This is a genomic window from Epilithonimonas lactis (genome assembly GCF_900110605.1).
Classification (GTDB): Bacteria; Bacteroidota; Bacteroidia; order Flavobacteriales; family Weeksellaceae; genus Epilithonimonas; species Epilithonimonas lactis.
The window spans coordinates 18,089-41,670 of the sequence record NZ_FOFI01000004.1; the positions used below are offsets into that span (position 1 = coordinate 18,089).

Genomic DNA, 23,582 nt, shown 5'->3' on the forward strand with positions numbered 1-23,582 from the left:
GGTTGTTCAATCAACGATTTGAAGAAGCTTGCAAGAAAAGATGATTTTGGAAAGACGAAGTTTAGTTAGATGAACATTCGATTGTTGAATCTATATTTTTAAACTGAGATTTTAAAGTGAATAACTCTTTTTCTGCTTTTGCATTAATAAAGTTAACACCAAAAATCTAAGCGTTAGAAATCAAATTCATTATCAAAGTTTTGAAGCAAATGAAGTTTTTGTGAACCGCTTTTCTTCCGCCATTTTTTGGATGAGAGAATTTCAGAATTTCCTTTTTTAATACAAATTAATAACACTTAAAAATAAATAATTATGATTAAAAATGTACAAATTAAAGCATACCAAGTCGGTTTGGTTTTTAAAAATCGAAACTTAACCGAGATTTTAAAAGAAGGTAACTACTGGATTTTCGGAAACAAATCTGTGGAGATTTTCGAGATGAAAACTCAGTTTAAAGCAGGAGAAGATTTTAATCTTTTGTTGAAAAATGAAAACTTGGCTTCAATGATTGAAGTAGTAGAAGTGAAAGACGGCGAAATCGTTTTAGTTTACGAAAACGGAATTTTCAAAGACGTTTTGAATGTCGGTCAATATGCTTTCTGGAAAGGAGTTGTGAACAGAGGATTTCAAAAAGTGGATTTGACGAAAGTGGAGATCACGGAGAATATTTCTAAAACAATTTTGGAAAATATCAAGTTGAAAACATTTGTCAGAAAGTTTGTCATCACCAATCAATACAAAGGTTTGTTGTTGATTGATGGTAAATTGAACCAAGTTTTGGATTCCGGAACTTACTACTTCTGGAACAATGAAACTTCTGTCGAAGTGAAAGCCATTGATACGAGAATGCAACAAATGGAAATTGCCGGACAAGAACTTTTGACGAAAGATAAAGCGATGTTGCGAATCAATTTTTACGTGCGTTACCAAGTGGAAAACATCGTTAAAGCATTGATGAACAACAAGGAATACGACAAGCAATTGTACATTTTGATGCAGTTGGCGTTGCGTGAATTCGTTGGATCCTTGACTTTGGATGAGTTGTTGGTGAAGAAGGATTCTGTCGGCAAGGAAATTTTGGAAAATTTGGGTGCAAAAGCCGACGACTTAGGTCTGAAAGCTTCTGATGCGGGAATTCGAGATGTGATTTTGACTGGCGAAATGAAAGAAATCATGAATCAGGTTTTGATTGCTGAGAAAAAAGCGCAGGCCAACAGCATTATGCGTCGTGAAGAAACGGCTTCCACAAGAAGTTTGCTCAACACCGCAAAGTTGATGGAGGAAAACGATACGTTGTGGAAATTAAAAGAAATGGAATATATGGAGAAAATTGCCGATAAAATCGGTGACATCACAGTTTCCGGAAACAGCAATATTGTGTCTCAGTTGAAGGAGATTTTTGCGAGATAAATTAAAGATTTGTAATTCATAAACACCGACTCTCCAGTGATAAAAGCTGTAGCAAATCACAGAGTGTTGGATTTGGAAATGAAGCGAAATAATCCAGCATGGATCAACAATTGATTGTTTAATTATTGTACAAGAATAAAGACCGTTTTTACGGTCTTTATTTATTAAGGATCTTTGGGTCTGTTTTTGCTTAATTGATTCCAAGTCAAATTTTATGATGATCTGACACATACCAAGATTAATGCTTGAGGTAAAAATATGAAACAAATTCGCAATAAGACCACTACAACAAAATTATCAGATCTGATCACTTCCTCACAACTTATAGTAGAGTCATCCCTTGTTGAAGCTACGAAAACCGATAATATAAAGGCTTTTCCTGAAAAAACTTTGGCAAAATTGAAAGTAGGCGGATTTTTGACAGCGAGCATCCCAGAAAAATATGGCGGCCGTAATCTAGGTCTAGTCCCAGGAACAAACCTTGCTTTGCTGATCATCTTGAAAAATATTGGTAAAGGGAATTTGGTGATGGGACGAGTGTTAGAGGGTCATATCAATGCACAGATACTCATCAATAGATTTGGTTCCGAAAAGCAGAAAAAACTATTTGCACAAGATGCAATGGATGGTAAACTATTTGGCGTCTGGAACACCCAGGCGGCCGATGGAACCGTTCTCAAAAAAATCAAAAAAGATACTTATCAATTGACTGGTTCGAAGATATTTGCCACAGGAACCAATTACGTCACGCGACCTATTGTCACTGCGGCAATGAAAGATGGTTCATGGCAGATGTGTGTAGTTCCAGTTGACCAGGCCGATGTAAAGAGTGATGCAAGCTGGTGGGAACCAATGGGAATGCGGTCCAGCAGAAGCTTTAAGATCACATTTTTGAAATCACATATCGAAAAGGTCAATTTGTTGGGGTCAGGAGGAGATTACTATCAGCAACCTGAGTTCAGTGGTGGTGCCATAAGATTTGCAGCCGTGCAGTTGGGAGCTGCCGAGCAACTTTTAAATGAAACAAAAAAATATCTGGTAACTCTAAACAGAACCCAGGATGCTTTTCAAAAAATGCGAATAGGTCAAATGGCCATTGCTGTGGAATCAGGCAATCAATGGCTCAAAGGTGCGGCTTCAAAATTAGATGATTACATGGAAACGCCCACGAAGATCGAAGGCGAAAAACTTATCATTTTTGCCAATATGATGCGTACCGCAATCGAGCAAATCTGTACAGAGGTGATGTCGCTTTGTCAGAAATGTGTTGGAGCTCGTGGGCTTAATAAACCTTACCATTTTGAACGGATCATCAGGGATTTGAGCACCTATTTAAGACAGCCAGCTCCTGATGCGGTATTGGCAGATGTTGGAAGCTTTATTCTTAATTCCAATGCTTCTGCGAGTGAAACTTTGATTTAAAATTAAAAAAAAAAAGAAATGAATTCAATAAATTACGATAATATTCCGATGGCGCCAGAGCAATGCGTCACTGGATTTGGAACAACCTTGATTGTTGCCCCACACGCGGATGATGAAAGTTTGGGATGCGGTGGTGTCATTTCGCTCCTGCGCAAATATGGACAGCCTGTCTATATTTTATTGCTAAGCGACGGTACCTTGTCCCATCCAAGCAGCAAAGAATATCCTGCCGAAAGGCTGATGGACCTTCGCGAAAAAGAACTTGTTGAAGCATCTGCGGTCCTTGGTGTTGCGGAAGAAAATATCATTTTCTGTAGATTTCCGGACAGAAATGTTCCTAAGGAAGGTGATGAAAAATTTGAGGTTTCGGTGAAGGTCATTTCGAAAATGTTAGGTATCATCAAGCCTCAAAGTATTTTTGTCCCTTGGCGAAGAGACCCGCATCCAGACCATCAGGCAGCTTTTCAATTGTTGGATTCCGCTGAAACGGTCAATGCTAAAATATATGAGTATCCAATATGGCTTGAAGAATTAGGGAAAGAAGGCGATGGACCTCTTCCAGAAGAATCAATGCCTTTCCGATTGAATATCGACAGTGTGCTTGCGCAAAAGCAGGAAGCGATCTCAAAACACCGATCGCAGATCACAGACCTTATCAACGATGACCCTGAAGGCTTTCGATTATCAAAGCAGATGCTTGATCGATTCAATGTACCTTATGAAACTTTTTATATTTCAAAATAATGGAAAAGAAACAATCCTTAAGCTCCGAATATTTCAAAGATGTGTATGATGCCAATGAAGATCCTTGGAATTTTGAAACCAGTGAATATGAGGCCGCAAAATATGCAGCCACGATTGCAGCGCTTCCAAAAGAAATTTATGATAATGTTTTGGAGATTGGTTGTTCCATCGGTGTTCTCACTAAGCTTCTGGCGCAGAAAAGCAAACTTCTTCTAGCGACTGATATTTCCGAAAAAGCTTTAGGTCTTGCGGCTGAACGCTGTAATGATTTAAAAAATGTGTCGTTTAAAAAGCTTAATTTTCAGAAAGAACTTCCAGATGACCACTATGACCTTATAATGGTGTCCGAGGTCGCCTACTATCTTTCACCAGATGATTGGGAAGTCGTTTCAGAAAAATTATATGACATACTGGATTCCAATGGACAAATCGTATTGGTCCACTGGCTACCAGAAGTCCATGATTATCCACAGACTGGTGACGAAGTGCATCAGCGTTTTGAAAGATCAGTGGAAGGTAAGATGAAAAATATCTTTAGCAGTAGGGCAGAGAGTTACAGGATCGATGTTTGGGAAAGATAGTGATCTGAATATTCCTGAACTTTCATTTGGAGATTGGCAATAGCTTTGTCAATCGTTTGAGCAGAAAATTTATCTGCTTGAATTAAACATTTTTTATTGACCAGTTCTTCATACCATTGACCAAAGTAAGATGATCTTAAAAATGATTTATAGATGGTTCGGTCAAAAAAAGCAGGTAATAGAATTCCCCTTATTTCTCGATTAAAATTTGCCTCGTTGATATCATTCTTCATTTTCCATAGTTTCATCAGGCTCTTTTTTTGAGTGAGGCGCATTGTGATCGCATCGCAAGATTCAACCAAATAATCGTCAACACTTTCACCAAGATCTTTCCAAATGCCCAATTGGTATGATAGTCCAACCTTGGTTCGGCCTACACATCTTGCAGAAGTGTGAACGGTCACATTGCAACTATGACGGACCTTTGCATCAATCGTCTTTAATCTTTCGAAAAAAGCACAATCCTCTAACTGTTCTACAATAGGAACACCTCCAGATCTCTGATAACAATCCGTAGTGATGGCGAAACTGCCATTGAAATGTTGGTGGTGCCTTGGTACTGGGTCAAAATTGCAATTCGAGATCTTCGCTTCCAATTCGGCGATCAATAAATGATATTTTTCATCCTTCAAATGATGTAAACGGATTGACTCGTCCATACTTTCAAATTCATCATCATGGAGTAGTATTCTTCCACCCACTGCGTCAGCTCCCTTTTCAATTTCCAAACTCGTCTGGTGTAACCAATCTGGTGCAACAGAGGTGTCGCCGTCCGTGGTCATAATGATTCCGCCACCATTTTTAATAAGCCGTCCATACGCACACTCCATTAATTTTCTCCTGACATATCCAATGTTTGCCTGCGCTTTGATCAATGTTCTTTCTTCCAAATAGACATTTAAATCGGGATTATCCAACTGGAACTTTTTGATGAGTTGTCCAGAATTATCAGAACAATTGTTAGCAAATACCAAAATCTCGAATAGGTTACGATCGATAGCTTCTCCGTAGATATCGACCTGATCCGCAAAAGAGGAAAGGGTCTTTAAGATATATTCTTCTTCATCCTTTACAGGAATGATGATACTGAAGCGTATGCTTGGTAATATTTCGTACTGAGAAAAAAAAGGGGTCTGCGAATTTTCTACTGGCTCTGTCATTAACTAAAATTTTAAAGTATGCACATTTTTTAATTAAAACTTAAATTTTAGAAGTTGAATGTATGAAGTGGTTAGATATACAAAAAAGTCTATTTGAGACTTTAAATTTAAGATATCAGGTGATTTGCAATTCTAATACCAATCATTTCAAAAAGTTAAGATATGGATGAGCGCATTAAACAATCAATTATGATTTTTTTATAAACTTTATTCCCTAATTTTCAGTACATTTAAAAAGTTTCAAGGTTAGATTGGGTCAGAATGACATCTGGACGCACTGGAGTAATGTCAGTAAATTCAATTGTTAAAGCGACCTATTGGACTATTTAAAAAATAAAGAGATATGATGAACATCAAGGTCAGACGTGAAAAGATGAATGCCGTTTTTATGAAACACCATTTGAAAGGATTGCCTTTCGATGCGGTGATCCATCATTTCAGCGAAAAAGATGAAAACGAACATGTTCACGACCATCCTTTCAGTTTTACGACACACATTTTGAAGGGTAGTTATGTTGAAAGGATTTACGAGGTTTTTGAGGACGGCACCTACAGATCATCAGAACATCACCGGAAAGAAGGCACCTCGCATTTTGTGCCTGCTCATACAATACACGAGATCATAGAACTTCCCGAAGGCGAATGTTTCACTCTGATAAGACCAGGTGAATGGGAGAAAGAAACTTTCTTTTACAGATTCGAAGATGGTAAAGCTTACAGAAGGAAATGGAACCAGCGTAAGTTCAGAGAAATATAGACACTTGATATGGGATTATATAGCATACTTGAACCGAGGAATATTAAAAAATTGTGGATGGTTTTCGAATCATTGATTTACGTTATTCTCAAGGAATTAATTGCGATTACCCATTCTTTTTTTCCGCAACGGGAACAGTCGTGGTCACCAGGTTCAAGTTTCTCCGCATGACCGCAATATCCACATGCATAAATGTTGGAGGTGTCAATCTTAAAGTGTTTGTCGTTATATGATTTTGGAAGTATAGGCAGTCCATACCTCACGTCTTGGTCCTCATAATAATAGAAGCTAATGTTGCCTGTGGTCTCCAGGATAGCGGTCTTCACCTGTCCGACATGTTCTATCGATTCCTGTCTCATCTCCGAAAAGAACTCATCCTTTGCGAATGTATGGTCTTTCCTTATTCCCAACACAAACTCTCCATCTTCTATGACATAGATAGGTTCTCCTTCGATAATGTTTTCAAACCTTTCACTCTTCATCGCAAAATAGGTGATGGCCCGATACAGTGCGATGATTGAAGTGAATACGATGACGGATGGAAGGATCGGGGTTTCCTTGCTAAACATCGGGTCTCCTGCTGCAGAACCGAGTGCAATGATGATGGCGACCTCGAACAGTGACAATTGTCGCACGCCTTTCTTTCCAGATAACCTTAAAATCAGCAATACCAAACTGAACATGATAAGTGTCCGTACCACTATCTCCAGCGCAAAGCTGAAATCTAGGTCACCAACGAAAATTTTGCTCCAATCCTGGTCCATGTTTATTTTTTTTATCAATAATTGACTGTAATTGCAAATTTCCCGCCATTACCATTCGTAAAACAGCACGCCTTCTCATAAGGTCAAAACATCCGGACGAGAAAAAATGCGCAGATTTAGACTTTATTCCACTAGATATTTTCCTAAGAGGTCAGTGAAAGTTTTCCATAAATTTTTACATCTAAAGCCGATTTTCCATTTATTTTAAAATGAGAAAAAAAAACTAAAATAATGTACTTTCTCGAAGTAATATTTTTTTGTTGAAAATAAATATTTTCTCGTATTGTAGCTTGTTCAAGTACTATTTTTCTTGTTGAATAACTCTATTTTTTGAGGTAAAAGGCCATCACAAAGTCCTCGGAACATATGAATATTTAAAAGAATAATCTCTCCGGTCCGATAATTTTAGCAGGAGAGAAAGTAAAATACATTCATATTACGGAATCTCACCGAGGAATGTTAGGCGAAGGAACAGTCAATTGGGCAGAACTTTTCAAAGCTTTGAACGAAATAGATTTTGAGCGGAACTTGGTTTAGGATAACTTTTCATCCTCGGTTCCGGGAATACAGCAGTGGTTTTTCTCTGGCAGAGATTGCATTATGATGCAGATGAATTAGCTATACATGTTTAAATTTCCTAAAACTCCACTTGTAGTAACAGAAGTGAATTTTCTGCTAATCTTAATACCAATAATTCTTTAAAGAATCAGTAACGCTATCAAAATTTTTGGTGTTAGCAATTAGGAAAAAAGAAGGAAATCTATCGTCTTTTCCAAATAGTTTTTTTTGCTAATGACGAAAATATTCTTCTCTTTATAAAACTACTACCTAATAATGAAATAAGTACAAGTGATTTTAATATTCTTAAAATCAATAAATTATAACAAAATAGTATAAGGATGATATATCCTTTTTTTTAGTTTTTGTAAGTTTTGGAATAAATTTGTAAGCTTATTCTGGAGCCAAATATGAAAACTAATAACGGATATACTGAGAACAGATTCTCAAAATCTTTATCTATCTGGATAAAGGTTTTTGGTGTTTTCTTTTTATGCTTATTTAATTTCACGAATGCTCAGGATGTTTCTGATGAAAATTCTATTCAGGAATTTCATAACAATGAAAGTACTGCGGATAACGAGATTGAGGATTTTGGAAAAAGCAAAATCTATGTTACCGCTGGCACATCAATTTTAGGGTCTTCAGATGATGATTTCGAGATTGTAAAAATCAAAGATTCTAAGAAATCCTACGTTACCAAAAAAAATCCCACTAAAAAACTCATCTTTAAAAAGTTAGAAGAAGAGGCTGTAAAGCAATATGTGTCTCAGATCCTTCCAATAGAAGAAGGCCTGTTTGCGACTGGATTGGAAAATGATCATTTTTTTTCTATTAAGAAACAGTATTATTCTGCTGTTGCTCAAACACAAAATCCAACTCTGAAGCATTTTATCAGAACTGGTTTTTCCTATTTTCATATTGTTGCTCTAGATGCAACTCAGGCAAAAACGCCTAATGCTCTTGTCCACTTCTGTGGAGAGATCGATGCAGATTCTTATTCTGTGAGGCCACCTCCGGCATTATTATAAAAATTTTTTTTTTCTGAAAACATTGTCCTCTGCTTCTTTTTAGCAGGGAAACAGAATGTATCCAAAAACTAGACTTACCTCTCAATATTAACTTAAAAACATAAAATAAATGAATAAATTTAAACCAACTTTCTGGCGAGCCCATCTTATGATTCTCACGGCGTTTTTGCTGATGATGAGTAATCTTGCCTTTGCGCAAGCCCTCTCTTGCTCAGGAACTGCAAATATACCACCAAGTGGAACATTTACTGTAAATGGCGTGACAATCACGTCTTCTTATACTGGTGATGTAAAAACTTATACTTTGGGTGCATATACCACTTGTTCATCAGATGTCATTAATAGTAATTCATTGTGGATAGGACAAAATTTGCCATGGTCGCTTACCTTAAATTTTGATAAGCCGATAAACAACGTAGTTCTGCTCTTGGGTGGTACTGGTAACACTGCCAATGAAAATTTTATTTTTAATTCCAATGGTGGAGCGGTCTCGATTTATTCTGATTCTCCAAGCAGTTGTTTTTCCACAATCAATGGAAATGAAATTCTTTCCGGAAACGGAAACGGATCACCTAACACTGGTGGTGGTCGTTTTAGAATTAGTGCACCTTCTAGTTTCACTTCTCTCACCATTAATGGAGCTGGAGGACAAAACGGTTCTGTGATGGGATTTTGTTCGTCAAGTATTGTTCCTAGTTGCGCTGCAGGTACCGCAGGCTCAAATCAAACGATTACATCTGGAAATGCACCAACTGCGTTGACTTTAACAGGTGCAACAGGAAATATCCAATGGCAGATGTCCACAGATAATGTAACTTTTACCAATGTTGCAAGTGGCGGTACTTCAGCGAGCTTTTCGCCCGGAGCGTTGACGGCAACAAGATATTATAGAGCAGTAGTAACGACTAGTGATTGTACTTCCACTTCTAATGTCGTTACGATCACTGTAAACCCGCCTCCATTTGACTGTATAGGAAAAATCTACAGCCTAAATGGTACAGGTAAGATAAGTGCATTTACAGATCCTGCGACCTCAGGTACTTTGGGAACAATTGTAAATACAACTAATTACCCTACTAACACTAGTAATGCAAACGCTATGGGATATAGCAATCTGACCAAGAAGTTCTATTACATTCAAGTTCAGGCAGTAGGTGGTGGAAATAATACTTTTATAAGTTATGACCCGGCAACCGATGCGTACCAAACGCTTGCAGGAACAACAGGAACCATCTTCAGGGGTACAGTGACAAATGATGGTGCAGGCTATTACGCCATAACAAGCAATAATATTTTAAAGTATTATAGCATCACAAATAATACATGGACAAACATAACCAGCAATTACGTCGATCAAAACGGAGCTAGCCTGAACGCACTTCTTAACAGCTACGCTGGTGGAGACATTGCTATGGACGGTAACGGAGACCTGTGGATCCTGGGCGGTCAGGGAGCCAGTCCAACAGCTTATGTTTTCCGAGTTAAAAGTACAGTTCCTACTACAAATATAGGGTCAACACCTTTGGTTTTAGAGCAGATCGTAAAGCAGGATATCGGAAGCAGCCCCAATGGTATTGCTTTCAGTCCTACCGGACAATTGTATATTACCAATGTCACCACTTTGTTCAGAATGAATGGCGACTTCACTATTTCTCCTATTGGCACAGCATCTCCTGGTGGAGGTGGAGATCTGGGAAGTTGTGCATTTCCGGTAAGCCCTTTTGCTGTCTCCGATTTCGGTGACGCGCCCGACACCTATAAAACACTGCTTACATCGGATGGACCGAGACATACTGCTTCTCAATATGATGCAACGACCAATACAGCATCACTGATGATCGGAAGCAAAATAGATCTGGAAACTGATGCAACTCCGAATACCAATGCCAATGGCGATGATTTGAGTAATATCAATGATGAAAACAGCATCTCAATCACAACATTATTTATCAATTCTACTTCTTACACCGCTGTTGTTCCTGTAGTAAATACGACAGGAGGTAACGCAACTCTTAGAGGCTGGATAGATTTTAATAAAAACGGAATTTTTGATTCCTCAGAATCTGCTACGGTAACAGTTCCAAATGGTGCAACGAGTGCCTCACTTACCTGGACAGGATTGTCAGGGTTGACGGCAGGAGATACTTATTACCGATTAAGAATAGCAAAAAATGCAGCCGATATTACACTGCCTACAGGTTCTGTCTTTGGAGGAGAAGTGGAGGATGGGAAAATGACGATTCAGGGAGTTTGCTACGAAGACCCTACTCTGGTTCCAGGAGAAACCTATCCTGTGAAACATGGTATTACCATCCTTGGGAGAGCAGGCGGAAACACGACAGAGTGGCCAACCATGAGAAACTCCGCGTACACTGCATTGGAAAGTAAGACCAAAGGTTTTGTGATCACCAGAAACAGCAGTCCGGAAACAACGATCGCAATTCCGGTGGTCGGCATGATGGTCTTCGATACGGATGAAAATGCGGGCGCAGGTTGTATGAAGATCTACACCGGTGCAGGCGCAGGAGAAGGATGGAAATGTTTCAACACGCAAGGTTGCCCGACGATCACCAATTAAAAATAGTTAACCTAAAACCTTCAGAGCTCGTTTTGAAACTTTGAAGGTTTAATTAAAAAGAAAAAATCATGAATAAAATAGCGATCATATTATCCGTCTTTCTTTCTGCTTCTGCGTTTTCGCAAGTAAGGATCGGAGCGACCAATTCAGTATCAAACGTTAGCAATAATTCCGTGTTACTGGAATTCGGGAGCGAAGGCGACAAAGGTCTGATCCTCCCTTATGTGGAGACAGTACCAACGGGTGCCAACAATGCCAAAGGCGGCACCATCATCTTCGATGTCTCGGCCAACACGGAGTACAAAGTGAAAATCAAAAATGAAAATACCGGCTGGAAGGATCTCAGTGGGATCTCGGGATATTCCCAAGCTGTCGAAAGCGTTGTAAAAGTTCCTCAAGCCTCACCTTTGGCCGACCAGGCAAGTGGTAAAGCGATCATTGGCGACGCCAATTCTACAACCGACGGTGTCCTGGTCTTGGATTCTCCCGATAAGGCGATGGTCTTACCAATCGTTTCCAATTATGCAGCTATCAAAAATCCTTCGCCAGGCATGATGGCCTTTTTGCAGGGACCTGCAGCATCTGACCATCGACTGATCATCTTCAACGGTCAGAAATGGACATTCTGGAAACCTTAGAAAAATAAAATAAGTTATAAGGCGGGTAGGTTGTAAATCTATCCGCTTTTTTGTTATAAAATATTTTTACTGAATTTATTATATTTGTTGTGTCTGGGCGTATCATAATCTACGAGAAACTATCCGACAAATAATCACATGATCTTGAAAAAAAACTTTTCTGTCAAAGCATTATTACTTTTTGTATTTATACTCTGCATTTCGTGCAGTGATTCTCCAAATGAGAGCGATAAAAAAATAGATGCCCTTCTTGTAAAATCAAAAAAGGAATTTGATGATCTGGATTATCTGGGAATGGTAAAGTATGCGAAAGAAGCCGAAACTGTAGCGTTAACGACCAAAAATACACAGAAACTGCCTTACATTTATTTAGAGTTGGCGGATGGTTTTGCATGTCTGGAGTTTCAAAAAGAAAGCATCACATATCTCAACAAAATAATGACGCTTGATTTCGATAAAAAACCAAAAGAATTCGAAGCGAGAATGAACCACATTTACTCATGGAATTATTTGGAACTTGGTTTAGGAAAACAGGCGTTGGATTACAACAGAAAAAATGTTCTTTTACTTAAAAACATTGAAGATAAGGCGGGATTAAAATATCTGGCCCAAACCTATGAAAACATAGCATTTCACTATTACTCACAAGAAATTACGGATTCTTCTTTCTATTACTTTAATAAACAGGAAGAGATTCTCAGAAAATTTCCGGAAAAAGAAACCTTCATCAGTAAAGCCACGATCTACAGCCTTAAAGGATATCTTTTTTTAGAACAAAAGAAACAGCCCGATTCTGCCAGATCTTATTTTCAAAAGGCTCTTGTACTAAGAAAAAAACACAATGACCGCTATCTGGACCGTGAATATTTAGGTTTGGGTGAATGTAGTTTTTTGGAAGGTGACTATAAGAAAGCTTTAGAATATTATTTGAAAGCTGAAAAAAATGTGAAAGAAAAGAATGCTGAATTTAATGAGAACAATGATATTAATCAAGTACTAACCAAGGTCTATGAAGCACTGAACGATACGGAAAAGCAGACCTATTACTTAAAAAAATATAAACAGTTTAACGACAGCGTAAAAGTTACCCAAAAACAAAGTACAGATGAAGCGGTAAGTGTGATGATGGATAGGAAAGCAGAAGAAAATTCCGGTCTTAGGAAGAGCTATACCACTTTATTGATTATCATATGTATTGTACTTTCAGTAAGTGGGATTTTAATTTTCGTCTATTTCAGAAGAAGTCAAGTAAGTAGCAATTATCATCGATTAATATCGATTGAAATAAATAAGCAAATCGCTGTAAACGTATTGTTTACAGCGATTTTTTTTGTTTTTGTATTTTTTATTAATAGTTGATTTTAATCGATTTTTGTTGTAATTTTGTATCACACTTGTACCGCGTGTTATTTGGATGTAATGTGCGTCTTATGCGCCTTATTTTATTTTAGAAGCCAAAAAACAGAAAATGTTCAGGATGTTATTTCAGAATGGGATTTAGTAAATTAAAAATACCAAGGGTGTGCGAGCAGTGTTCGAAACCCTTTGAAGCAAAGACAGTTACAAGTCGTTTTTGCTCTACTTCTTGTAACAATAAAGCATTAAAAGCAAGGAAGAAACTTGAAAAAGATAAAGTAGAAAAAGATACTCTTTTACAAAAATATAAGAACAAGATTGTCGAAGTTCAGAGTAGAGAATTTATTTCAGTTGCTGAAGCTACTGTTATGTTTGGGCTTTCAAGAGATACAGTGCACAGATATATAAAAAGAGGAATTATTACTGGAATTAATCTAGGCTCAAGATTAACTCGCGTTAAGCGATCAGATTTGGAAGACTTATTTTCAGCAGTTGAAATGCCGGAAAAGTCGAAGGAAATTCCTGAAAAACCCAATTTTGAAGTTGGTAATTGTTATACAATTTCCGAAATTAGTTCAAAATTCTACGCTGATCCAGGAACTGTAACAAACCTAATTAAAAGAAACAAAATTCCGACAAAGAAAGTTGGAAGTTTCGTGTATGTTCCTAAAAATTTAATTGATAAAATTTTTGACGGAAAATGAAAGAGTTATTAAAAACCAAAGTTACCGTACGATTGCGAAAATCTGAATTCCGAAAAGAATGGTTTATTTATTTGGAGAGTTATCCTGTGATGATTCCTGGTAAAGATAAAGTTCAGAGAATCCGGGAATATTTGAACAGAAGCGTCACAACCGTTGATTTTGATAAGAAAAGACCTGCAAGAACAACCCAAGAATCCGTTTCATATAAACCTAAAAGAGATGACAATGGTATAATCGTATGCAAAAGCGAAAACGACCGCGAGACAATGTTCTATGCAGATTCTATGCGTAAATTACGTCAGAGAGAATATGACAATATTGAACTTTACAGCGAACTCGACAAAATTCAAGTAGAGCAAAAAGAAAAATCGCAGGAGAATTTTGTGAAATATTTTGATTTGCTGGTTAATAAAAGACATAAAAACAATTCCGAATCTATTCAAGTAAATTGGTATCGCTCGATAGAATTTCTAAAAGATTTTGGAGGCGAAAAAATTATGTTTTCCCAGATCAACACAAAATTCTGTGAACACTTTAAATCATATTTGTTGACTGCGAAAAGTGGTAGTAACAAGGAAGAGATTATTTCTCAAAATACGGCTTCAACTTATTTTTCTGTATTCAAAGCTGCATTAAAACAAGCTTTTATTGATGGATATTTTACGACTGATATTTCTGCTAAAATTAAAGCGATTCCGCACGCAGAATCAAGACGAGAATATTTAACACTTGATGAACTTAATATTTTAGTTGAAACGCCTTGCGAACTTGAAGTTCTTAAACGTGCAGCACTTTTTTCAGCTTTAACAGGTCTACGACATTCCGATATTCAGAAACTGACGTGGAACGAAATAAGTATTGAAAACGATCAGGCAAAAATAAATTTTACTCAAAAAAAGACAAAAGGTGTAGAATATATGCCGATGTCTAAACAAGCATTACAACTTTGTGGTGAAGTAGGTCTTCCAACTGATTTGATTTTTAAAAATCTGACTAATCCGGCTTGGATTTCCCGACCACTCAAGAAGTGGATTGAAAGTGCAGGAATTACCAAAAAAATAACTTTCCATAATTTTAGACACACTTTTGCAACGCTTCAACTTTCGAGTGGAACTGATATTTACACAGTGAGTAAAATGCTTGGTCATACGAACGTAAAAACTACTCAGGTTTACGCAAAAGTTGTTGATGAAAAGAAAAATAAAGCTTCGACCGCTATTCAACTAAAAAACTTATAAAAATGCACTTTAAATATTTTGAATATATTGTCATCTACCTTTCCGTTCTATTAGTATGTGTAGTAGGAGGAACATTAGCAAGAATTTCTTTTCTTGGTAAAGGTGGTGATGAATATACCGCAAATATTGTATTTTGGTCAATCACAGCATTAAGTATATTATTTTATGCACTTATTATTTTATTTCTCGATGGTATAATTGTCTTATTTAGAAAGGTTTTTCCTAAAAAAGGCAGTTCTAAAAATGTTAATGAGGATTTTATTTCATCTGAAAATCTAGAGAATGTAGGGGAAAAGCAAAAGCATATAATTGATGAAAATACACCAATCTATTTAGTCGAAAATTCGGAGGAAAACAGTGTGAATCAAACTACTGAATCCGTAAATGTAGAATCTATAAGAAAAACTCAACTCCAGCAAAAGCATAAGAATGAAAGTGTAAAACTACAAATCGCTCTGAATTACACTCGGAATCAATTTGCATTGTATATAACAGATGAAGATCTTAACGCACTTTGTAATGCCGTAAGTTTATACTCAAAAAAAGAAGGGATTTCTAACGATATTTCTGTCCACACAAAAGGACTAACTAATCTAGACCTTTATCATTTCGGTTGGAATATTTGGAATTATTTCAGACCAATAAAACAGGAAGAAATTTCAAAATTATTAAAAACTGTTTTCGTTTCGCTTGATGATATTGATTTAGATAGTATCAAGTCACATTTGAAAGATGAACCTCAAAAAGGTAATATCAAAATTCAAGAAGACTTGACAGGCTATCAACGAACATAAAAAATCACAAAATGAAGTGTATGTTTAGTGATTCCTCTGTGATTGCGTGTTTATAGCGATCACAGAGGAATCACTTTTTTTCTTTGCACCATAACAATCAAAAACAATAGTTATGGATAGCAATGACATTTCATTTGAAAATCTGCCAAGAGCAGTTGCGCATCTGGTTAGCGAAATAGCCGAAATTAAATTTCTGGTAGAAAGAAAAGAACCTCCGATAATTCCCGTAAAAAGAATTCCGATTGATATTGTAGAAGCTTGCCAAATTATAGGTAAGGCTAAACCTACAGTTTATACTCTAGTGCGGAAAAGATTGATTCCTTGTTACAAAAATGGCAAGAAACTTTACTTCTTTGAAGACGAATTATTGGAATGGATTTCTAAAGGTAAGAAGAAAACCCTACAAGAAATCCAATCTGAAGCGGAAGCTAGTTTCAGAAAAAATTCAAGAAAGGCAAATGTAGATTCTAACCAAAATCTACAAAGATGAGCCAAAAAATTCCCTATATCCGAGTTGGAACCACCTATTATAAGGTAATAGAAAAGCCATTAATTTCGGGCGATAAAACTTCTGTTTTGGTTCGCTGGAATCGAGAAACAATCGTGAGCGATCACGGAAAAACGTATGTTTCAACTGTGCCAAAATTTGACGGTTTCTGTTGCATTCCGGAGCATTTAAATTATCAACAAATCGTTCAAGGTTTCTATAATATTTACAATGAAATTCCATTTGCTCCTTCATCAGAAAAGGAAGATTTGAAATCTAAAATTCCATTTTCCCTAAATTTTGTAGCGCACATTTTCGGTGAACAACTGGAAATGGGTCTGGATTATTTAAAAATTCTCTTACAATTTCCTACGCAAATTCTACCTATTTTATGTTTGGTGTCCAAAGAAAGAGCAACCGGGAAGTCAACTTTTATAAAGTGGCTGAGAGAGATTTTCGGATTGAATATGACTTACATTAAAGGCGATTCGTTCGGAAGTCAATTCAATTCCGATTGGGCAGCAATGTTGTTGGTAGCAATCGACGAAGTTTTCTTTGATAAAAAGGAAATTACAGAAAGGCTCAAATATCTATCTACAACCAATAAAGATAAGTTGGAAGCCAAAGGAAAAGATAGAGAGGAAATCGATTTTTTCGCCAAGTTTATTCTTTGTTCCAATAACGAAGAGAATTTTATTCAAATCGATGAAAATGAAATTCGATTTTGGATTCTGAAAATCAATCCGATCAAAACGGAAAACACCGAGTTTTTGAATAACCTCATTTCCGAAATCCCCTATTTTCTTCAGTTTTTAATTGAAAGACCATTTTCAACGGAAAGGAAGACAAGAATGTGGTTTTCAGCCGATGAAATCAGAACGAAAGCACTTCAAAAATTGGTTTTCAAAAACAACAATAAACTGGAATCTAAGATCATTGAATTGCTGTACGAGTTTTTTGAAAGCAACAATGATGAAGAGATAAATGTCGTTCCGCAAGACTTGCTGAATATGATGAATAGGATGTTTCGCCCAACTTACTGGACAAGAAATGATATCCGAAATCTTTTAAAGGAAACTTGGAAATTGAATCCACAAAATAATGGTTTGACTTACATCAGATACGACCTTGATTTTGCAGGAATATTTTACCAAAACAATTCAGTTGGTCGCTATTTCACCATAAAAAAGGATTTTATTCTTAATAAACGTGTTGAAATGTTGAATTGATTGATAATGAATAGAAAATCAGACACTTTAAACTCAACAAAATCCTCAACAAACTTTTAAACTTCACTTTTTGTTGAATGTTTGTTGAGGGTAAAACCACTAGTTTGTTGAATTGTTGAGCATTTATTGAGGGTTTAAACATTACTTAATCAATACGTTACAGGGTTTTCTCAACAATTCAACAGAAAATATCTCACTCAAAACACGGAAAATTTACAACTATGAATTGCAAACAATTTAATACAATCCCGTTGGAAGAAGTCCTCCTTTCTATCGGACACCTTCCCACGAAACAAAATGAAAAAGAAGCTTGGTATCTCAACCCCTTTGCCAGCGAAGCCCAAGCATCTTTTAAAATCAATAAAAGTCTAAACAAGTGGTACTTATTTTCAGAAGGAATCGGTGGAAATAACGTTGACCTATTGAAAAAATATCTGAATAAGACTACTAGTGAAGTTTTAATTTGGGCAGAAGATCAGAACTTTTCTTCTTTTCAAAATCAAAATATTCCTGATCAGAAGTTCGAAAACCAAAGTAAAAATTATGAGATACTTGACGTGAATGAAGTCCGGCATCCTGCACTTATGGAATATTTAAGAGAAAGAAAAGTTGGAAATCAAACTCAGTTCTTACACGAAATTCATTACCAAATGAATGATAAAAACTATTTCGGAATTGGTTTCAAGAACGATTCTGGCGGTTGTGAAATTCGCAATAAATATTCAAAAATTTGTTTGGGCAAAAAAGATGTTTCTTCCATAAAAAACGGATCAGAATCGCTTCGGATTTTCGAGGGCTTTTTCGATTTTCTTTCCTTTAAAAATGTAGAGAATTTTTTAGAAAAAGAACCTGTCGATTATCTCATTTTGAATTCCGTTTCGATGATTTCAAAAATTAAAAAATCACTCGATAATTATGAAAATATTGAGCTTTATTTTGACAATGACGAAGCCGGAAATCGTGCGGTTGAAATGATTAAAAATGAAAACAAAAACGCAGAAGATTGTCGGATTTTATATTCAAATTTTAAAGACTTAAATGATTGGATAATTCACAAAAATCCATCACCTGAAAGGCAAGTGAAGCAAAGGCGAAGGTGAGTAAAATAAATACAGGTAAAATATGGTGTTATGTTAGTGCAAAAAGTACCCAAAGTTTACAATAAGCGTAGCCGCTGATTGCAAAATTGGGATTTTTGATTTCTTCCTATCGTCAGAAATGTTTTTAAATGCAATAAAATTTACACAATGGAAAAAGACTTTTTACAAGAATTCATACAGCAAGCCACCAAGGAAAATGAAGCAAAAATTGCTCAGGAAAAAAGAAAAAAATATTTCCAGGAATTAGGCAGAAAAGGTGGTTTTAAAACTAAAGAAAATAAAAAATTGGACAAAGTTATTTCAATCAGAATGACCAATTCCGAATATGAAACCCTCGTTCAAAAACAAGATAAATATCCGCTAAAATTGTCCACTTATATCCGGAATGTTTTGTTCGAAAAAGAACTCAAAATTAATGAGTTTCAAACAGATGAAGTATTACTCAAATATGGAAATCATTTCAAAAAAATAAGCAATCTTTTGCGAAATCGGGAATGGAATGTTTTTGAAAATAAGAAGGAAATTTTGTTAAGAATTGAAAATCTAATCGAATTGATTCATCAATATTTATATTCAAAAATGCAGAAAGATGAATAATTCTGCAACCACAAGAGCAATCACAAAAATTGCTTTGGAATACAATGCAAACGATAAAGGAACAGCAGAAATGGTGGCTTCGAATTATCTTCTAAGCGATACTTCTGAAGGTCAGTTTAACGAAATGAAAACCGTAGCTGAAAGAAATACCAAAGTGAAGAAATGGGCATTGACAGGCTACATTTCTCAACCGGACGAAATTGGAAGAAAATTGAAGGATGATGAATTCGCAGAAATCGCCACCAAAGCTTTAGAAAAAATTGGTGTGACAAATAAAAATCAGTACCGATTGGATATTCACAACAGCACGAAACATAAGCATATTCACTTTGTCGTCAATAGAATTGATATTTCGGGAAAGTGCACTCTGAAAGCACACGATATCGGAAAGAGATTTGGTGAAGCTGTCAGAGAAGTCTGCAAAGAAAAAGGACTGTTGACCGATGTTGAAATTGGAATTCAGAAAAAAGCTGAGATGCTGAAAAGCTTGACCGAAGCCATTAGGTCAGAAGATAATTTTGATGATCTCATCTCAGAAATGAAGAAAAAAGGTTACGAAATTCAATTGTCTTCAAATGTCAAAGATGGGATTTCGGGAATGCGAATTGTGATGGAAAAAGACAAAAATTTTCAAACCGAAAGGATCTATAAAGCTGGTTACAAGTTATCTGAGATCTCTAATCAATTGAAAATTTCTGAAATAAAATCTGTATTTGAAATAAAAAAAGCGATCAGGGCAGCGCAAAAACACGCTGACAATGTAAAGGAATTTCGGGAAAATCTACAACAAAAGGGATTTTCAGTAAAGATCCAATACAAAGGAGAATTTAAAGCCGGTCAAAAAAATGAAATTCGAGATTTCTGGATAAATAAAATTGATGATCGTCAAGAGAAAAACGGATTCTTTTTTCGGAAAAATGTCGGATTCTCTCTGTCGGCAATAGATACTGATCTTGATACTACGATAAAATCATTGAATCAAAATAGTGTTATAAATGATGCAAGTAATCATCTGAGATCAGAAACAAATGAAAGCTTAATAGAAATTGCAGGCGGTTTACTAGGTGACTTTCTTAATCCAACCTATGTTTCTCAGCACGAAGATGAACTCTGGAAAAAGAAGCGAAAATTAAGACGATAATCAGAAATTTAAAAAAAATCAATATGGAAAATGAAAATCAAGAATCTAAAAGTAACGGGATGGAGCTTTTGGAAAATGTTGTAAAATCAAATGAAAGAAATATTGCTTCAAATTTGGAGAATAAGGAATCTAATGCTGAAGTTAAAGCCAATATTAAAGATTTGGTATTCGCAATTGGTCAACTGCAATTAGACTTTGAAGCCGTAAAAGAAATTCCCAACAAAATAGAAATAGTCCTTTCACAAGAAACCAGCGATTTTTATGAGGATTTTTATAAGAAAATGAAAATGAAGGAGAAGTTTACATGGAGTGGATTAGGAGTTTTTATCTTAGGGATTTTCACTTTTATGCTTTCCATCACTTTCGCCACCAATTGGTACAAAGAAAGCATCAAAGCCAAAAGTGAACTACGCCAAGATATTTTAAAAGAAATTGCTAATGAAGGAAAAAATATCTACGATGAAAAAGAGATTAAAATCTTGAACGAAAATACTCAAGTAATGCAATTGTGGATCAAGAATAATCCTAAAAAAGCAGAAGATTTCCTGAGGTTTAAAGATGGGTATGAAGCGAGTATGAAATCAAAATAAATTAATAAAAAGTGGATAACGAATCCAAATAAATCTCAAGAGATATAGTTCTAAAAATGCTGATTCTTTCAAAAAAAGCAAAATAGTGAGCCGATTAAAAACGCTAATCGGCTCATATTTTTTAGTATATTTGAGCCAAATAAATTATTTAATCAGCTCATGGAATATATTTGGCAATCAGAAGATTTCCCGACATTCGTATTTAATAAGCCAGAAATCGTTCCGCTGATTCAACAGTTTGCGCACGATTTGGGCGAAATATCTGGAATTGTGATGGGCTTTTCTGAAGAAAATAAACGAGATTTATTTTCTGAAATTATGCTTTCTGAAGCACTAAAAACATCAGAAATTGAAGGCGAATATTTTAGTCGGGAAGATGTGATGTCCTCACTGAAAGCCAATTTAGGCATCAAAGATTACCATCAAAGCAACCGGAACAAAAAGGCAAATGCCATTGCGCATTTGATGATAGAAGTTCAAAACAGCTATCACAAGCCAATTTCCGAAAAAATACTTTTGGACTGGCACCATATCTTGATGGATAATGAAAAAGGAATTAATGCAGGACAATTTCGAACAGGAATAGAGCCTATGCAAGTGGTCTCTGGTAAATTTGGTGATTTCGTCATCCATTATGAAGCACCACCTTCTGAGGATTTGCCACTGATGGTACCGCAATTTTTGAAATGGTATAATGACTTTGAAATGAACGACATTGGGAAAATCGGAGAAGGTGTCGTGCTTTCGGCATTAGCGCATCTATATTTTGAGACGCTGCATCCTTTTGAAGATGGAAATGGGAGAATAGGACGTGCTTTAGCGGAAAAAGCTTTGTCCGAGAAACTTGAAACACCTGTTTTTATTAGCATTTCAAAATCTATTGAAAAGGACAAAAACCGTTACTACGAAGAATTAAAGCGAGCTCAGCGAAATCTTGACGTAAACAGCTGGATGCTTTATTTTTGCTCAATATTGCAGGATGCTTTACTCGATTCTAAAAATCAAGCACTTTTTACTTTGAAGAAAACTTTGTTTTTCGATCAATTTAAAAGCCAACTTAATGAAAGAGAATTGAAGGCTATTCAGAAAATGACAGAAATGGGAGAAAATTCTTTTGTTGGCGGAATGAATGCGAAAAAGTATATGTCTATCAACAAAATTTCTAAAGCTACTGCAACCAGAGATTTACAACATCTTTCCGAAATTGGAGTTTTTCTAAAATCGGGTGGTGGCCGTTCCATTTCTTATCAATTGAATTTGTAAATAATCAAGTGTTATTTCGGGATGTTCGTTATGTCAATCAAAATAGATGTTTTTGTATGAAATAGCAATCATTCGTATTATTAAACCACAGATAAACCTTCCGAAGTTCAAACAACTGTTACAGCAAATAGGAAAAAATTATAAGCTCGCAAGAAGGTGAGTAAGACTCACAGACTTACAGGTTTTTGAAAGAACAGACATTGGATGTTCAACACTTTAGTGCTAAAGTTTTGGTGAAAAAAGAAACCCACGCCATTGTATATACCAGAAATTATTTAGTTTCCAGTATTTAGTGAGTGTTCAAAACCTCACCCTACGGGTTTACAAGCACCCTCATTTTTTTAGCTATCCGATAATCAATTCGATACCGGCTTTTTCTGCTTTGTATTTTATTTTGGTCTGCAATTCATAATAGCTCCAGTTGCGAAGTACAAACTCTTGTTCTTTTGCAATCCCTATTTTGTCTTCCTGATCTTTAAGAATGAGCGTTCCCGCCTGTTGCCGGATGCAGAAATCAATCAGCTGCCGACTGTAAAGATGAAGATGATGACTCACAAAACGGTTTTCCAGATTCTCAGTTTTGTGCAGTGCCTTCTGTTTCCGTTTGGTTCCGTGTCCGGAACGGGAATAAGCGACTCCGGCTCGAATCCTTTTATTACTGGCCTGGATCGCCAGTCTGCGGTAGAGGAATTCCTCTTTCGAGCCAATATTCATTCGCGCATTGTTGGCTTTTACCACGATCGGATGTTCCAGAGACAAAGAAGCTTCAGCAATGATTTCAGGTTTTAAAAGGTGGTCTTCTTTTTCAAATTCAAATACGGCAAGCCAATAGATTTTTCCACCTTTCAGTTGGATTTGCGATGTGCAAACCTTGATCTCTTTTCTTAATAGGCGTTCCATTATCAACCGCTTATCTGAGAAGTCTTTTCCTAAATACGTTTTAACAGGAATCGCGAACATATTGAAGCAAAATGCTTTCTTTTCGACATCATATCTCATTTTAGTAGTGCATTTAACAGGAAGCGGAATTGGAATATCTTTCTTAAAGTTTCGCAACGATTTTGATCCCTGCCAGTAATCTACTTTGTTTTTGGAAAAGGTTGATTGAATCGTATTGTTCAGACTTCCCAAAATGTCAGTAGGAATCTCTCCTTTGAAGCGATCAAAAACCATACGTGCAGTTGTGTGTGTTTTTGATCTTGTAAATATTCCCATTTCATCTTTCTTTACATCCGCTAGTTTGTATTGGACATCTTCTGTGAGGTAAAAGAAATCTTTGATCATTTCCTGAACATATAGATGAGAAACAATTAAATTAGCTGCCCGGAAACAGCGGTTTTGATACCGATAGAGTTTTTCCCACATCTCTTTTTGTTCATTTGCAGGAAGATCGATCAGCAGCTGAATTCTTCGGGTCAATGTCATCGTGGATTTTTCCAT

The 23,582-nt window shown here is 36.2% G+C and carries 22 protein-coding genes; 19 read left to right on the plus strand and 3 right to left on the minus strand.

Annotation, left to right across the window (positions count from 1 at the left end):
• The first annotated feature begins 312 nt into the window (after positions 1 to 312).
• From BMW39_RS13950 to BMW39_RS13965, 4 genes are all read left to right on the plus strand, one after another.
• Positions 313 to 1,410, plus strand: a complete 1,098-nt coding sequence (locus BMW39_RS13950) for a slipin family protein (protein ID WP_034979943.1) — start codon at positions 313 to 315, stop codon at positions 1,408 to 1,410.
• A 258-nt stretch (positions 1,411 to 1,668) separates the two neighbouring features.
• Positions 1,669 to 2,832, plus strand: a complete 1,164-nt coding sequence (locus BMW39_RS13955) for an acyl-CoA dehydrogenase family protein (protein WP_034979941.1) — start codon at positions 1,669 to 1,671, stop codon at positions 2,830 to 2,832.
• A gap of 18 nt (positions 2,833 to 2,850) precedes the next feature.
• A complete protein-coding gene (locus BMW39_RS13960) occupies positions 2,851 to 3,576 on the plus strand; it encodes a PIG-L deacetylase family protein (protein WP_034979938.1) in 726 nt (241 codons plus the stop codon).
• Positions 3,576 to 4,157 carry a class I SAM-dependent DNA methyltransferase gene (locus BMW39_RS13965; protein WP_034979935.1) on the plus strand — a complete coding sequence of 194 codons (582 nt, stop codon included), beginning with the start codon at positions 3,576 to 3,578 and terminating at the stop codon, positions 4,155 to 4,157. The genes BMW39_RS13960 and BMW39_RS13965 overlap by 1 nt, the downstream gene beginning before the upstream one ends.
• On the opposite strand, the gene BMW39_RS13970 is transcribed toward BMW39_RS13965, so the two are convergent.
• Entirely contained in the window at positions 4,130 to 5,317 is a 1,188-nt protein-coding gene (locus BMW39_RS13970; RefSeq protein ID WP_051880107.1) for a glycosyltransferase, read from the minus strand. The two genes, BMW39_RS13965 and BMW39_RS13970, sit on opposite strands and share 28 nt — an antisense overlap.
• 343 nt (positions 5,318 to 5,660) lie before the next feature.
• Here BMW39_RS13970 and BMW39_RS13975 point away from each other — a divergent pair, with 343 nt between their 5' ends.
• Complete coding sequence (locus BMW39_RS13975; RefSeq protein WP_131474377.1) at positions 5,661 to 6,074, plus strand: hypothetical protein; 414 nt, start codon at positions 5,661 to 5,663, stop codon at positions 6,072 to 6,074.
• A gap of 77 nt (positions 6,075 to 6,151) precedes the next feature.
• Here BMW39_RS13975 and BMW39_RS13980 read toward each other — a convergent pair whose 3' ends face one another.
• Entirely contained in the window at positions 6,152 to 6,775 is a 624-nt protein-coding gene (locus BMW39_RS13980; protein ID WP_245750492.1) for a DUF421 domain-containing protein, read from the minus strand.
• Between the two features lie 1,031 nt (positions 6,776 to 7,806).
• Here BMW39_RS13980 and BMW39_RS13985 point away from each other — a divergent pair.
• The 14 genes from BMW39_RS13985 to BMW39_RS14050 all read left to right on the plus strand — a co-directional run bounded on the left by BMW39_RS13985 (position 7,807) and on the right by BMW39_RS14050 (position 22,142).
• On the plus strand, positions 7,807 to 8,427 hold the full coding sequence (locus BMW39_RS13985; protein ID WP_034979928.1) for a hypothetical protein: 621 nt from the start codon (positions 7,807 to 7,809) through the stop codon (positions 8,425 to 8,427).
• A gap of 109 nt (positions 8,428 to 8,536) precedes the next feature.
• A complete protein-coding gene (locus tag BMW39_RS19415) occupies positions 8,537 to 11,005 on the plus strand; it encodes a GEVED domain-containing protein (protein ID WP_221406063.1) in 2,469 nt (822 codons plus the stop codon).
• A gap of 68 nt (positions 11,006 to 11,073) precedes the next feature.
• Positions 11,074 to 11,643 (plus strand): hypothetical protein, encoded by a 570-nt coding sequence (locus tag BMW39_RS13995; RefSeq protein WP_034979922.1) that lies wholly within the window; start codon positions 11,074 to 11,076, stop codon positions 11,641 to 11,643.
• Between the two features lie 138 nt (positions 11,644 to 11,781).
• Positions 11,782 to 13,002, plus strand: coding sequence for a tetratricopeptide repeat protein (locus BMW39_RS14000; protein WP_034979919.1), 1,221 nt, complete (start codon positions 11,782 to 11,784; stop codon positions 13,000 to 13,002).
• A gap of 131 nt (positions 13,003 to 13,133) precedes the next feature.
• The gene (locus BMW39_RS14005; RefSeq protein ID WP_034979916.1) at positions 13,134 to 13,703 is read left to right on the plus strand and encodes a helix-turn-helix transcriptional regulator; all 570 of its coding nucleotides are present in this window, start codon (positions 13,134 to 13,136) and stop codon (positions 13,701 to 13,703) included.
• Entirely contained in the window at positions 13,700 to 14,941 is a 1,242-nt protein-coding gene (locus tag BMW39_RS14010) for a site-specific integrase (protein ID WP_074719351.1), read from the plus strand. Before BMW39_RS14005 ends, BMW39_RS14010 begins: the two co-directional genes overlap by 4 nt.
• A gap of 2 nt (positions 14,942 to 14,943) precedes the next feature.
• Entirely contained in the window at positions 14,944 to 15,735 is a 792-nt protein-coding gene (locus BMW39_RS14015) for a DUF2214 family protein (protein WP_034980146.1), read from the plus strand.
• Between the two features lie 112 nt (positions 15,736 to 15,847).
• Positions 15,848 to 16,225 carry a helix-turn-helix domain-containing protein gene (locus BMW39_RS14020; protein WP_034980145.1) on the plus strand — a complete coding sequence of 126 codons (378 nt, stop codon included), beginning with the start codon at positions 15,848 to 15,850 and terminating at the stop codon, positions 16,223 to 16,225.
• Positions 16,222 to 17,451 (plus strand): primase-helicase family protein, encoded by a 1,230-nt coding sequence (locus BMW39_RS14025; RefSeq protein WP_034980143.1) that lies wholly within the window; start codon positions 16,222 to 16,224, stop codon positions 17,449 to 17,451. Before BMW39_RS14020 ends, BMW39_RS14025 begins: the two co-directional genes overlap by 4 nt.
• A 221-nt stretch (positions 17,452 to 17,672) precedes the next feature.
• The gene (locus tag BMW39_RS14030) at positions 17,673 to 18,551 is read left to right on the plus strand and encodes a toprim domain-containing protein (protein WP_051880116.1); all 879 of its coding nucleotides are present in this window, start codon (positions 17,673 to 17,675) and stop codon (positions 18,549 to 18,551) included.
• 147 nt (positions 18,552 to 18,698) lie between these two features.
• Positions 18,699 to 19,148: a plasmid mobilization protein gene (locus BMW39_RS14035; RefSeq protein ID WP_034980123.1), complete on the plus strand. Its 450-nt coding sequence runs from the start codon at positions 18,699 to 18,701 to the stop codon at positions 19,146 to 19,148.
• Positions 19,141 to 20,289 (plus strand): relaxase/mobilization nuclease domain-containing protein, encoded by a 1,149-nt coding sequence (locus BMW39_RS14040; protein WP_074719352.1) that lies wholly within the window; start codon positions 19,141 to 19,143, stop codon positions 20,287 to 20,289. The genes BMW39_RS14035 and BMW39_RS14040 overlap by 8 nt, the downstream gene beginning before the upstream one ends.
• A 23-nt stretch (positions 20,290 to 20,312) precedes the next feature.
• Positions 20,313 to 20,879, plus strand: a complete 567-nt coding sequence (locus tag BMW39_RS14045) for a hypothetical protein (RefSeq protein WP_034980125.1) — start codon at positions 20,313 to 20,315, stop codon at positions 20,877 to 20,879.
• 159 nt (positions 20,880 to 21,038) lie between these two features.
• Entirely contained in the window at positions 21,039 to 22,142 is a 1,104-nt protein-coding gene (locus BMW39_RS14050; RefSeq protein WP_074719353.1) for a Fic family protein, read from the plus strand.
• A 345-nt stretch (positions 22,143 to 22,487) separates the two neighbouring features.
• Here BMW39_RS14050 and BMW39_RS14055 read toward each other — a convergent pair whose 3' ends face one another.
• Positions 22,488 to 23,582 (minus strand): hypothetical protein, encoded by a 1,095-nt coding sequence (locus BMW39_RS14055; RefSeq protein WP_034974827.1) that lies wholly within the window; start codon positions 23,580 to 23,582, stop codon positions 22,488 to 22,490.

Bases quoted from the DNA above. Each gene is read 5' to 3' on its own strand.
- BMW39_RS13950 (WP_034979943.1), top strand. From the start codon at position 313: ATGATTAAAAATGTACAAATTAAAGCATACCAAGTCGGTTTGGTTTTT.
- BMW39_RS13955 (WP_034979941.1), top strand. From the start codon at position 1,669: ATGAAACAAATTCGCAATAAGACCACTACAACAAAATTATCAGATCTG.
- BMW39_RS13960 (WP_034979938.1), top strand. From the start codon at position 2,851: ATGAATTCAATAAATTACGATAATATTCCGATGGCGCCAGAGCAATGC.
- BMW39_RS13965 (WP_034979935.1), top strand. From the start codon at position 3,576: ATGGAAAAGAAACAATCCTTAAGCTCCGAATATTTCAAAGATGTGTAT.
- BMW39_RS13970 (WP_051880107.1), bottom strand. From the start codon at position 5,317: ATGACAGAGCCAGTAGAAAATTCGCAGACCCCTTTTTTTTCTCAGTAC.
- BMW39_RS13975 (WP_131474377.1), top strand. From the start codon at position 5,661: ATGATGAACATCAAGGTCAGACGTGAAAAGATGAATGCCGTTTTTATG.
- BMW39_RS13985 (WP_034979928.1), top strand. From the start codon at position 7,807: ATGAAAACTAATAACGGATATACTGAGAACAGATTCTCAAAATCTTTA.
- BMW39_RS19415 (WP_221406063.1), top strand. From the start codon at position 8,537: ATGAATAAATTTAAACCAACTTTCTGGCGAGCCCATCTTATGATTCTC.
- BMW39_RS13995 (WP_034979922.1), top strand. From the start codon at position 11,074: ATGAATAAAATAGCGATCATATTATCCGTCTTTCTTTCTGCTTCTGCG.
- BMW39_RS14000 (WP_034979919.1), top strand. From the start codon at position 11,782: ATGATCTTGAAAAAAAACTTTTCTGTCAAAGCATTATTACTTTTTGTA.
- BMW39_RS14005 (WP_034979916.1), top strand. From the start codon at position 13,134: ATGGGATTTAGTAAATTAAAAATACCAAGGGTGTGCGAGCAGTGTTCG.
- BMW39_RS14010 (WP_074719351.1), top strand. From the start codon at position 13,700: ATGAAAGAGTTATTAAAAACCAAAGTTACCGTACGATTGCGAAAATCT.
- BMW39_RS14015 (WP_034980146.1), top strand. From the start codon at position 14,944: ATGCACTTTAAATATTTTGAATATATTGTCATCTACCTTTCCGTTCTA.
- BMW39_RS14020 (WP_034980145.1), top strand. From the start codon at position 15,848: ATGGATAGCAATGACATTTCATTTGAAAATCTGCCAAGAGCAGTTGCG.
- BMW39_RS14025 (WP_034980143.1), top strand. From the start codon at position 16,222: ATGAGCCAAAAAATTCCCTATATCCGAGTTGGAACCACCTATTATAAG.
- BMW39_RS14030 (WP_051880116.1), top strand. From the start codon at position 17,673: ATGAATTGCAAACAATTTAATACAATCCCGTTGGAAGAAGTCCTCCTT.
- BMW39_RS14035 (WP_034980123.1), top strand. From the start codon at position 18,699: ATGGAAAAAGACTTTTTACAAGAATTCATACAGCAAGCCACCAAGGAA.
- BMW39_RS14040 (WP_074719352.1), top strand. From the start codon at position 19,141: ATGAATAATTCTGCAACCACAAGAGCAATCACAAAAATTGCTTTGGAA.
- BMW39_RS14045 (WP_034980125.1), top strand. From the start codon at position 20,313: ATGGAAAATGAAAATCAAGAATCTAAAAGTAACGGGATGGAGCTTTTG.
- BMW39_RS14050 (WP_074719353.1), top strand. From the start codon at position 21,039: ATGGAATATATTTGGCAATCAGAAGATTTCCCGACATTCGTATTTAAT.
- BMW39_RS14055 (WP_034974827.1), bottom strand. From the start codon at position 23,582: ATGGAAAAATCCACGATGACATTGACCCGAAGAATTCAGCTGCTGATC.